This window comes from Bacillus sp. AFS055030 (assembly GCF_002574545.1).
Taxonomy (GTDB): Bacteria; Bacillota; Bacilli; order Bacillales; family Bacillaceae_G; genus Gottfriedia.
Window position 1 is genome coordinate 167373 of sequence record NZ_NUGT01000080.1, and the last position, 12412, is coordinate 179784.

Genomic DNA, 12412 nt, shown 5'->3' on the forward strand with positions numbered 1-12412 from the left:
GGTACTTTTTATTTGTGTGCGATTCCCATAAGGTGTCGCTTCCACTTTTATTTTATTTTAACATATTTATTTCATTCACAAGGTTAGAAATTTCTACTTCTTTACTAACTTGTCCATCTCTTGTTTTAAGTTCTACTATTCCTTCTGCAGCTTTTTTACCAACAACTACACGTACAGGAATTCCGAAAAGATCTGCGTCTGCGAATTTCACACCTACACGTTCATTTCGGTCATCTAATAATACATCTTGTCCGATTTCTTTTAACGTTTTATAAATATCGTCTGCTAAATTCACTTGCTCTTCATTCTTCGTATTGACTGTAATGACATGCACATCAAAAGGAGCAAGGTTTTTAGGCCACACAATACCTTTTTCGTCATGATATTGCTCTACAATTGCAGCTAATGTACGAGATACACCGATTCCATAACATCCCATAATGATTGGATTTGATTTACCATTTTCATCAAGGAATGTTGCATTCATAGACTCAGAATATTTTGTTCCTAATTTGAATACATGACCAACTTCAATACCTTTTGCAAATGAAATCGTTCCTTTACCGTCTGGTGATAAGTCACCTTCTTGAATGAATCTTAAATCTACGAAATCTTTTACGTTATAATCTCGATTTACAGTTACGTTAATATAGTGATAGCCTTCTTCATTTGCTCCACAGCAACCATTTACGATTCCTTTAATAGCGTTATCGGCTAATACTAATAAATCAGATTTTACGCCAATTGGACCTAATGAACCTATTTCACAGTTCATTAGTTCTTTTACTTCTTCTTTAGAAGCTAGCTCTACTGAATGTGCACCTAAATAATTCTTTAATTTAATATCATTTATTTCGTGGTCACCACGGGCAAGTACTAATACAAAACTTTCGTCTGCTTTGAAAATAATTGATTTAATGCTTTTTTCAATTGGTAAGTTTAAGAATTCGATTACTTCATCAATTGTTTTTTGATTTGGCGTTTCTACTTTTTGAACTTCTTCTAATTTCTCATCAGATGGTTCGTAATTCGTCACAACTGGCGCCATTTCAATATTTGCAGCATAGCTAGATTCATTTGAAAATGCGATTGTATCTTCACCAATGTCAGATAACACCATGAATTCATGTGTATCTTTTCCACCCATTGCTCCTGAATCAGCAACAACCGCTCTGAAATTCAATCCACAACGAGTAAATACGTTGCTATAAGCCGTAAATAAACGATCATATACTTCATCCAAGCTTTCTTGTGATGCATGGAAAGAATATGCATCTTTCATTAAAAATTCACGCCCGCGAAGTAGACCAAAACGAGGTCGTTTTTCATCACGGAATTTTGATTGTATTTGGTAAAGTGTAATCGGTAATTTTTTATATGATTTTAATTCATCGCGAATAATAGAAGTAACAACTTCTTCATGTGTTGCGCCTAATGCAAATCCTCTACCATGGCGATCTCTTAAACGCATTAGTTCTGGACCAAAATTATCCCAACGGCCTGATTCTTCCCATAATTCTTGCGCTTGCATTGATGGCATTAACATTTCCATCGCACCAGCATTATTCATTTCTTCTCGGACGATATTTGCTACTTTTTGAAGAACTTTATTGCCTAAAGGTAAAAAACTATATATACCAGATGCATTTTGTCTAATAAAACCAGCTCTTAATAATAATTGATGACTTTTTATCTCTGCATCTGAAGGTACTTCACGAAGAGTTGGACTATATACGATACTTTGTTTCAAAAGGATTCACCTCATATTTTTCTTTTATTCTTATATACTTTTTAATTAATTTTTAAAATATGTAACAATACAAAAGTGCATTGTAAGATAAGAATCCGCTCCCACTTAAAACGGGCTAATTGACAAATAGATGTCACTAAGCCCGTTTTATAAAAAAGTAAGTCGCGGATTCTTAAAATAAAATTCATGAAATTACACGATTAGATTAAACAGAGCTTCTTATAAGAAAAATCTTTTAATATCGTTCCAAGTTACGATGATCATTAATAACATTAAAAGCGCAAAACCTATAAAATGAACGACACCTTCTTTTTGGCGATCGATTGGTCGACCTCTTAATGCTTCTATTGCAAAAAATGTTAATCTTCCTCCATCAAGAGCTGGCAATGGTAATAAATTCATAATACCAAGGTTGATACTTAAAAATGCTGCCCATTTCATTAAGTAGAAAATACCCGACTGTGCAGCTTGATCTGTTACCTGATAAATTCCAACTGGGCCAGAAAGATTATTGATTGAGAATTGGCCAGATACTAAATGACCAACTGCTAATACAATTTCTTTTGTCCACCCAATTGTTTCAGTTATTCCATACTTAACCGAAGAAAAAACATTTTTTTCAACAGGTGCATACACACCGATTAGACCATTAACTTTATGATCGATTTCTTCTGATTTTGGCGTAATTGGAATCGAAAGAACTTTATTATCTCTTTTCACTTTAAATATTAACTCTTTACTAGGGCTTTCTCTAACAATTTTAACTACTTCTGCCCATTTTGAAACATCTTTATTATCAATTGATAAAACAATGTCCCCTTCTTTAAGACCAGCAGTTTGTGCTGGACCTTTTGGAAGTAATTCACCAATTTTAGCATCATTTACTGGCGTTCCTTGAAGTAATCCTAATAAAATAAAAATCACTAAGGCAAGAACAAAATTCATCATTGGACCTGCAAAGATGGCAATCGCTCTTTTTCCAACAGATTTACTATTAAATTGTCGGTTATATGGAGCAATCTGATGACCTTGTCCTTCACTATAAATGAACGCTTTTTCATTTACGTTGAATTTTGATATGTCTTCAGTTCCTTCTTCAGTACCAATGATTTCTAGCTTATGCTCTAAATTGATTGAATCAACTTCAACAAAACGAAGATCTTGGAAACGATCAAACTGATCAACTACAATTTTCGTAACTTCCCCGTGTGGGTTAAATTGTAAACCAATATGAGATCCAGGCTTTACTTGTACCATTTCTGGATCTTCTCCAGCATAACGAACATAACCACCAAGTGGCAATAATCTTATTGTATATGTTGTTTCATTTCGATAAAAAGAGAAAACCTTTGGACCAAATCCGATCGCAAATTCTCTACATAATATACCAGCACGTTTTGCAAAATATAGATGTCCAAGTTCATGAAAAAATACAAGTGCGCCAAAAATGACAACAAACGCTATAACTGTATTCATGTAATTACCACCCTTACTTTATTAGTGATGAAACGAATTGTCTTGTTTGTTCATCAATGTTACGAATTTCTTCTAATGAAGGCTTACTTATTACATTGTGTTTTTCAAGAGCATTTTCTATTAAATTCTCAATTTGTAAGAATGATATTTTATTCTGTAAAAAAGCAGCTACCGCTTCCTCATTAGCTGCATTTAATACAGTTGGTAAACTACCGCCAACTTTTCCTGCATGATAAGCATACTCCAAACATTTAAACCTATTAAAGTCCATCTCCTCAAAATGAAGTGTCCCAAATTTAATTAAATCTAATGGTTTATGATTATTAACTGGTTTTCTTGAAGGATAGTTCAATGCATAGGCAATCGGCACTCTCATATCAGGTGTTCCTAATTGTGCCATTACACTTCCATCATTGAATTCAATCATAGAGTGAATAACACTTTCTCTATGAAGTACAACATCAATTTTTTCATATGGCATATTAAATAGCCAATGAGCTTCAATCACTTCTAACCCTTTATTCATCATTGTAGCTGAATCAATTGTAATCTTTGCACCCATCGACCAATTTGGATGATTTAACGCATCCTCAATTGTAACATCTTTTAATTGATCTCTTGTTCGATCTCTAAAACTACCGCCCGAAGCTGTAATGATTAATTTATGTATTTCACTTGGGTTTTCACCATTTAAACATTGATAGATTGCTGAATGCTCACTATCTACAGGTAAAATTGAGACGCCATATTTTTTAGCTTCAGCCATTACAATATGACCTGCGGTTACTAATGTCTCTTTATTCGCTAGTGCGATTGTTTTTCCATTTTGGATTGCTTTCATCGTTGGAACTAAACCTACACTTCCAACTACAGCGTTTACAAGTATTGTACTATCTTCTTGGACTGCAACTTCAATTAGTCCTTCTTCACCATATAAAACTTTCGTTTCCGAATGGATACCTAAGCTCATCAGTTTTTCAGCTTCTTCTTTACCTGCAACTGAAACTAGTTTTGGTTTAAATTCTAAAATGATCTTATATAATTCATCAATATTTTTTCCTGCTGAACATGCGACTAATTCAAAATCATTTGATTGATTTCTAATAATATCGAGTGTTTGTATACCGATTGATCCAGTTGCTCCGAGTAAGCTGATTTTCTTCATTTTCATATGTCTCCTTAAATACAAAAACTAATACTATAATGTAAATAGTAAATAGACTATTGGCAATGTGAAAATGATACTATCAAATCTGTCTAATATTCCACCATGACCAGGTAATAAATTTCCTGAGTCTTTTACACCGTAGTATCTTTTATATGCAGATTGTACGAGATCACCTAATTGACCAAAAATTGAAACAAGAATAGCTACTAGTACTAAATATAGTATTGAATGATTTAACGTTAACATAATCGATAAAATTACTGCAACTACTACAGCGCAAATAATTCCGCCTATCGAACCTTCAATCGTTTTATTAGGACTTATATCAGGCCAAAGTTTAGTTTTACCTGTGGCTTTCCCAATAAAATACGCACCTGAATCAGTTGCCCAAATTACGAATAATGGGAAGAAGAAGTAGGAAATTCCCATATTTCTCATCTCGTACATATAATGAAATCCGAATCCTACATATAAACTACTAAGAACTACAAAAGAAGCATCTTCAAAAGTAAATGTATTCTTTGTAATTACCGTATATGATAAAAGTAATAGGATAAGTACAATAGAAATTTCCGTTTTACCGATTTCGATCGGAAATATCCTATTTGATAAATCATTTGGTGTAATTGCTACCCATGTTAAGATTAATCCAAGTACAGTTTGTGCACTAAATAAATTAAACTTTTTCATTCTAATCAATTCAAAATATCCGATTGTGCCAAGTGCAAATACTAGTAATCCAAATGGCCATTCACCATATATTACTAATCCTAGAAATAATGCTCCAGCTATAACTCCTGTTATAATACGCTGTTTCATGTTCGTTCACCGCTTTCTTAAATACCACCATATCTTCTTGCTCGATTTTGATATTCTTTTACCGCATCAATTAAACACGCTTCGGTAAAATCGGGCCATAATACATCAGTAAAATATAGTTCAGAATATGCAATTTGCCAAAGCATAAAATTACTAATCCTTAATTCACCGCTTGTTCTTATTAACAAATCTGGATCTTTAAAATCACTAGTCATTAAATATTGATTAAACAATTCTTCATTAATTTCTTCTTTATTTATTTTATTATCCAATACATCTGAAGAAATCTTTTTAACTGCAGAAACAATTTCGTCACGAGAACCATAATTTAGGGCAAAATTTAATACCATCCCCGTATTATTTTTTGTTTCTTCTACTGCTTTTAACACTGCTTCTGTTGTATAGCTTGGTAATTGCTCTTCATTTCCAGTTAACCGTACTTGTACATTTTCTTCAATTAATTCAGGTAAAAATGTCCCTAGAAATTCTTGTGGTAACTTCATTAAGAATTCTACTTCAGTTTTAGGTCTTTTCCAATTCTCAGTTGAAAAAGCATATAAAGTTAAGGTCTTTACACCTAATTTGCTGGCAGTCCTTGCGATTTTCCGAACTACTTTCATTCCCTCATAGTGTCCCTTAACTCTTGGTAAATTCCTCTTTTGTGCCCATCTACCATTACCATCCATTATGATTGCAACATGCTCAGGAATTACTCCATCGACCCCATTTAATTGCGAACTTGGAGGTACATTTTTCTTCTCTTTATTTCTTTTAAAAAAAGAAATTAATTTAAACATCTTTAATCCTCCGTTTAAGTATATCTAATTAAAGCATTGAGTAAAAAAACCCCCTTAAACAGAGGGTCTTTTTACTCAAAGCGCTTAGTTTATTTAATTATAATTCAATAATGAAATTATGTAATAGCATAATATGAAAAATTCATTATTTTTCTAAGCGCTAGTAAGATATACCTTGCAATGCAGTATTAAACTTCCATTATCTCTTTTTCTTTTTCTTTTGTGATTCCATCGATTTTTTCGATATGAGAATCTGTTTGTTTTTGGATGTCTTCTACAAGACCACGTAATTCATCTTCAGTAATTTCACCATTTTTTTCTGCTTTTTTCAGATCATCGTTTGCATCACGACGAATATTACGTACTGCAACTTTAGCATCTTCAGCAGATTTTTTAACTACTTTAACTAAATCACGACGACGCTCTTCAGTTAATGGAGGGAAACTAATTCTGATTACAGATCCATCATTTGAAGGATTTAACCCTAAATCTGCTTTTTGAATCGCTTTATCCATATCGTTAATCACTGTTTTATCGTAAGGAGTAATTAATAATAATCTTGCTTCTGGCACTGAAATATTTGCCATTTGGTTAATTGGAGTTGGAGCTCCATAATATTCAACCAAAACTTTATCTAAAATAGCTGGATTTGCACGACCAGCACGTACTGTTGCTAATTCTCTAGAGAAAGCAGCAACTGCTTTTGTCATTTTTTCTTTTGCTAAAGAAATGATTTGATTAGACATGTTTATTTCCCCTTTACTATCGTTCCAATATTTTCGCCAAGTACGGCACGTTTAATATTTCCTTCTTCCATTATTGAGAATACAATTAATGGAATATCATTATCCATACATAATGAAGATGCAGTTGAATCCATTACACCTAAACCTTCTTTTAATACGTCTAAATATGTAAGAGTTTCGTATTTTACAGCAGTTTTATCGATTGATGGGTCAGCTGAATATACTCCGTCTACATTATTTTTCGCCATTAAAATAACATCTGCTTCAATTTCAGCAGCACGTAATGCAGCAGTAGTATCTGTTGAGAAATAAGGATTTCCTGTACCAGCAGCAAAAATTACAACACGTTTTTTCTCTAAATGACGAATTGCTTTACGACGGATATATGGTTCTGCAACTTGACGCATTTCAATAGAAGATTGTACTCGAGATTGTACACCAAGTGTTTCAAGACTATCTTGAAGTGCTAAAGAGTTCATTACAGTACCTAACATGCCCATATAGTCAGCTGTAGCTCGGTCCATACCCATTTCGCTACCAGTCTTACCACGCCAAATGTTACCAGCACCTACTACTACTGCAACTTCAACATCTAGTTCAGCAATTTCTTTAACTTGTTGAGCGATTGATTTAATAACCGATGGATTAATTCCAAATCCTTGCCCACCTGCTAATGCCTCACCACTAAGTTTTAATACTACGCGATTATACTTTGCTTTATTCATAATAGCCTCCATTTACATACATCTATGTATTTACGTTTCTTTAAAAAATAGGGAACACATAGTGTCCCCTATTTTCATTCAAAGTAACTAAATTAGTTACCTTTTACTTGATTCATTACTTCTTCAGCAAAGTTATCTTCACGTTTTTCTAAGCCTTCTCCAACTTCATAACGAACGAAAGATTTAACAGTTCCGTTAGCAGCTTTTACGAATTGACCTACTTTAACGTCTGGGTTTTTAACGAAAGATTGATCTAATAAGCAAATTTCTTCGAAGTATTTACCAATACGTCCTTCTACCATTTTAGCAACGATGTTTTCAGGTTTACCTTCGTTTAATGCTTGTTGAGTTAAAATTGCACGCTCATGCTCAACTTCTTCTTGAGAAACAGCATCACGAGAGATATATTTAGGGTTGATTGCAGCGATGTGCATAGATACGTCTTTAGCAACATCTTCTTTAGTTGTTCCTTCAACTACAGAAAGAACACCGATACGACCGCCACTGTGTAAGTAAGCACCAAATGCATCAGCATCTGTTTTAGAAACTAATTCAAAACGACGTAAAGAGATTTTTTCTCCGATTTTAGCAATTGCATGGTTGATGAAAGTTTCAACAGTTTCACCATTTTCCATAGTTTGTGCTAAAGCTTCTTCAACAGTTGCAGGTTTGTTAGCAACGATATGTTTTGCAAGAGCAGAACCTAATTCTTTGAAACCTTCGTTTTTAGCAACGAAATCAGTTTCAGAGTTTACTTCGATTAATACTGCATCGTTTCCAGCTACTTCAACGAAAGTTAAACCTTCAGCAGCGATACGGTCACCTTTTTTAGCAGCTTTTGCGATCCCTTTTTCACGAAGGTAATCGATTGCTTTGTCCATGTTACCATCAGTTTCAGTTAACGCTTTTTTGCAATCCATCATACCAGCGCCAGTTTTTTCACGTAATTCTTTTACCATTTGTGCAGTAATTGCCATTATATTTCATCTCCTATATGTAAGCTTATTTTATTAATCGTTTTATAAGGTAAACAATTTTCGATTATTTTAACCTTAAAAAAAGGTGATAAAAGGCTAAAACCTCTTATCACCTTTCACTTTCTCATTAAGCAGTTGTTTCTTCGCCTTGTTTCGCTTCAAGAATCGCATCTGCCATTTTTGATGTAAGAAGTTTTACAGCTCTAATAGCATCGTCGTTTGCTGGGATAACGTGATCGATTTCGTCTGGATCACAGTTAGTGTCAACAATACCGATGATAGGAATGTTTAACTTACGAGCTTCAGCAACAGCGATACGCTCTTTACGAGGATCAACAACGAATAATGCATCAGGAAGTTGCTTCATGTCTTTGATTCCGCCTAAGAATTTTTCAAGACGTTCTAATTCTTTTTTAAGTTGAATAACTTCTTTCTTAGGTAACACTTCAAATGTGCCATCTTCTTGCATTCTTTCGATATCTTTTAAACGTTTAACACGTTTTTGGATTGTTTGGAAGTTTGTTAACGTTCCACCTAACCAACGTTGGTTAATGAAGTACATACCAGAACGGATTGCTTCATCTTTAATAGCTTCTTGAGCTTGTTTTTTAGTACCAACGAAAAGGATGTTTCCACCTTCAGCAGCGATACCTTTCATTACGTTGTAACATTCTTCAACCTTTTTAACTGTTTTTTGAAGGTCGATGATGTAGATACCGTTACGCTCAGTGAAGATGTAACGTTTCATTTTTGGGTTCCAACGGCGAGTTTGGTGACCGAAGTGAACACCAGCTTCTAATAATTGCTTCATAGAAATTACTGACATTTTATTTCCTCCTAATGGTTCTTTTTCCTCCGCTCACGTCTTCTTCTCCTATCACTCCCAAACTGGGTAGCACCAATAAGAAAATCGGCAAGCGTGTGTAATAACACCATGGACTACTATAGCATATACATCATTATTTATCAAGAGAAAATAAGAAATTATTGTCGAAGTTTCAGCAAAGTTTGCTTTTCCTTTTTCTCTATAATCCATTTTCATCCTTAGATCGTCTCTTTATAAATCTCGAACCGCTATTACTCAAAATTGAGCTACAGTATTGAATTAGATTTGAATCTTCACATGTCTCAATAACTAAATCTTTATCAGTATTGGGAATTTTTGTTAATTTATTCAATTTTATCTTATTCTTCTTCATATTTTATAAATTTCTTAAAAAAAATTGTACATAAAGTATGTAATGTAAGTCTTAATCCCCACTATTCAATCATATATAAACTTAAAAATCATTTATATTACAAGCCTAAATATTACTATTACTTAAAAGATGCCTTAATTTGAAAATAGACTTAGCATGAATTTGAGAAACCCTAGAAGTCGATAAATTTATAATTGTTCCAATTTCAGTAAGTGTTAATTCTTCATGATAGTACAAACTGATAACTAGCTGCTCTTTCTCATTTAATTCAGATCCAATCGTATTGGCAAGTAGCTTTATTTGTTCATCTTTTAGTACCAATTCTTCTGGAGTTAATGTTTCATGATCTTTTAATGTATGAATTAAATTAACTTGTCCTTCCCCTACATCTTTGATTTGTTCATCTACAGACAACATATTAGAGAAAAACACATCATTTATGACGTTCACAACTTCTATCGAACTATAGCCAGTATAATGTGCTATTTCTTCAGGTGTAGCTTTTCGTTCAAGAGCCGGTTCTAACTTTTCAATTGCACATTCAATTTTTTTTGCTTTATCTCTAATCGATCTAGGCAACCAATCTTCTTTTCGAAGGCCATCCAATATATTACCACTTATTCTAATTGAGGCATATGTTTCAAACTTTAAATCTCTTTTCGGGTCAAATTTTTCTAATGCGTCATATAAACCCATCATTGCTAAGCTGTGTAAATCTTCTCTACTTACACTTGAAGGTAATCTATGAACTATTCGATTTACATGAAAGTGAACTAGTGGCATATAAATCCTCATTAGTGCATCTCCAGCATCTATATCACGATCTTTAATCCACTTTTTCCAATATATTTGTGAAACATTTTTTTGAACTTGCAACACGTCTTTCACCTCGAGCGAATTACCATATTAAGTTAAATAACTGATTGACAATTTAATATTCAATATTTTGGCATTTTTTTAAAAGGATTAAATCTTTACACATGGTTTTTAATTTGCAATTGGATAAGAAGTTCTAAAATATCAATTCTATTTCTTCCTAGTAGCAAACGAGTTCCCTTTTCGTCCAATCAACTCTTCTCCAAGTGGAGATTACAATATTCATCAAATTCTTGATTCATTACTATTTAGCCTTTCAATTTCCCTACTATTAAATGGCTAAATAGTAATAAATATGAATCTATTAATTTTATTCAATATGTTTTATGAATAAGTAATCGCATCATTTCATTTATTTAGTTCAAGATGCTTTGTTTCGATAAAAACTCAGGTTGAGCTCTTTTTCACCCTAATATAAATTATATTATTAAAATTATCTAATTTATCTACCCATTCTTTAACATAATGTGACACTTTATTTAACATAATAAAAAATAATATTTTTTCACTTTATCAAAAAAATGATTCTAATATTCCGGAATTCTATTTTAATTAGAAAAGAGAAACTATTTTATTTATACTTTAAATAAATAAACTTTTATCGCCCCCCCAATCTATCCTTTTAAAAAAGTAACCAGTCATTGTTATTTAGCAATTAACTATTTTGGCCAAAATTTTTTTATAGTTATTTAAAGACGTCTCCCGATTGTTGGATATTACTCTTTATTATTTCGTCATTAAGTGAATTTGTATCTGAGGTGGAAATTCTAACAATAAACAACGATCTATTTGAAAACAACTAGTAGTACCAAGTTGAAAATACCATTACATTTCTATAAACTAAAAATCCTCTCTCAAATTTACATTCAAATAACGAATAATAATTATATTTTATTGATATAATCTTATAAATATTTTTTAATCATACCATAATTTTCAATTCGCCTATATAGATCATTTATACAAAAATACAAAATCGTTATGATTTAATAATCTTCTTTATTCCAGTATAAAAAACAAAAAACCTTTTCCCAATTATGCATTGAGAAAAGGTTCAACTTAATGTAGTCCTATTAAAGAAGTGACTTTCTTAATTAGTTAGATTTTAATTTCTCTAACTCTAATAAGAACTTATCATTTAGTACTTTAATATAAGTACCTTTCATTCCAAGTGATCTAGACTCGATAACGCCAGCACTTTCTAATTTACGTAGTGCATTTACGATAACAGATCTTGTAATTCCTACTCGATCAGCAATTTTACTTGCTACTAATAAGCCTTCATAGCCATTTAATTCTTCAAAAATATGTTCAATCGCTTCTAATTCGCTATAAGAAAGTGATGAAATAGCCATTTGTACAACAGCTTTACTTCTAGCTTCTTCTTCAATTTCTTCTGCTTTTTCACGTAGAATTTCCATACCAACTACTGTAGCGCCGTATTCAGCTAAGATTAAATCATCATTTTCAAAATCTTGATTAATTCGAGCTAAAACAAGAGTACCTAAACGCTCACCACCACCGATAATCGGTACGATAGTTGTTAATCCACCAGCAAATAAATCTTTATTTTCAACTGGGAATGCAGTGTGCTCACTGTGGATGTCGATATTTGATGATGTTTCATTAATATTAAATAGGTTTTGTGTATATTCTTCAGGGAATTGGCGATCGGCGAACATTTTTTGCATACGTTCATTTTCGATTTTTTGGTGAAGACCGTAACCTAATAATTTCCCTTTACGACTTAAAATAAATACATTTGATTCAATAACTTCTTCTAATGTATCTGCCATTTCTTTAAAGTTTACTGGCTTACCTGCAGATTGTTGTAATAACTTATTAATCTTTCTTGTTTTGTCTAATAATTGCATCTTTC

Annotated in this window: 11 protein-coding genes; all 11 read right to left on the reverse strand. The window is 32.5% G+C overall.

The genetic code is table 11. The annotated features are described in order from the left end of the window. Positions 1–52 precede the first annotated feature (52 nt). The gene (locus CN925_RS18750) at positions 53–1750 is read right to left on the reverse strand and encodes a proline--tRNA ligase (RefSeq protein ID WP_098848347.1); all 1698 of its coding nucleotides are present in this window, start codon (positions 1748–1750) and stop codon (positions 53–55) included. Between the two features lie 219 nt (positions 1751–1969). Further along, complete coding sequence (gene rseP / locus CN925_RS18755) at positions 1970–3226, reverse strand: RIP metalloprotease RseP (RefSeq protein WP_098848348.1); 1257 nt, start codon at positions 3224–3226, stop codon at positions 1970–1972. A 13-nt stretch (positions 3227–3239) separates the two neighbouring features. Then, a complete protein-coding gene (dxr, locus tag CN925_RS18760) occupies positions 3240–4391 on the reverse strand; it encodes a 1-deoxy-D-xylulose-5-phosphate reductoisomerase (protein WP_098848349.1) in 1152 nt (383 codons plus the stop codon). Positions 4392–4424: 33 nt separating this feature from the next. Next, positions 4425–5213: a phosphatidate cytidylyltransferase gene (locus CN925_RS18765; RefSeq protein WP_098848350.1), complete on the reverse strand. Its 789-nt coding sequence runs from the start codon at positions 5211–5213 to the stop codon at positions 4425–4427. Between the two features lie 17 nt (positions 5214–5230). After that, positions 5231–6010, reverse strand: coding sequence for an undecaprenyl pyrophosphate synthase (locus CN925_RS18770; protein WP_098848351.1), 780 nt, complete (start codon positions 6008–6010; stop codon positions 5231–5233). A gap of 188 nt (positions 6011–6198) precedes the next feature. After that, positions 6199–6756: a ribosome recycling factor gene (gene frr / locus CN925_RS18775; protein WP_098848352.1), complete on the reverse strand. Its 558-nt coding sequence runs from the start codon at positions 6754–6756 to the stop codon at positions 6199–6201. Positions 6757–6758: 2 nt separating this feature from the next. Then, positions 6759–7481 carry a UMP kinase gene (pyrH, locus tag CN925_RS18780; RefSeq protein ID WP_098848353.1) on the reverse strand — a complete coding sequence of 241 codons (723 nt, stop codon included), beginning with the start codon at positions 7479–7481 and terminating at the stop codon, positions 6759–6761. 92 nt (positions 7482–7573) lie between these two features. Next, positions 7574–8458: a translation elongation factor Ts gene (gene tsf / locus CN925_RS18785; protein WP_098848354.1), complete on the reverse strand. Its 885-nt coding sequence runs from the start codon at positions 8456–8458 to the stop codon at positions 7574–7576. A 127-nt stretch (positions 8459–8585) separates the two neighbouring features. Continuing rightward, the gene (rpsB, locus tag CN925_RS18790) at positions 8586–9284 is read right to left on the reverse strand and encodes a 30S ribosomal protein S2 (RefSeq protein ID WP_056470859.1); all 699 of its coding nucleotides are present in this window, start codon (positions 9282–9284) and stop codon (positions 8586–8588) included. Positions 9285–9762: 478 nt separating this feature from the next. Then, positions 9763–10533 (reverse strand): FliA/WhiG family RNA polymerase sigma factor, encoded by a 771-nt coding sequence (locus CN925_RS18795; protein WP_098848355.1) that lies wholly within the window; start codon positions 10531–10533, stop codon positions 9763–9765. A gap of 1094 nt (positions 10534–11627) precedes the next feature. Further along, positions 11628–12407, reverse strand: coding sequence for a GTP-sensing pleiotropic transcriptional regulator CodY (gene codY, locus CN925_RS18800; protein ID WP_098848356.1), 780 nt, complete (start codon positions 12405–12407; stop codon positions 11628–11630). Positions 12408–12412: the final 5 nt, after the last annotated feature.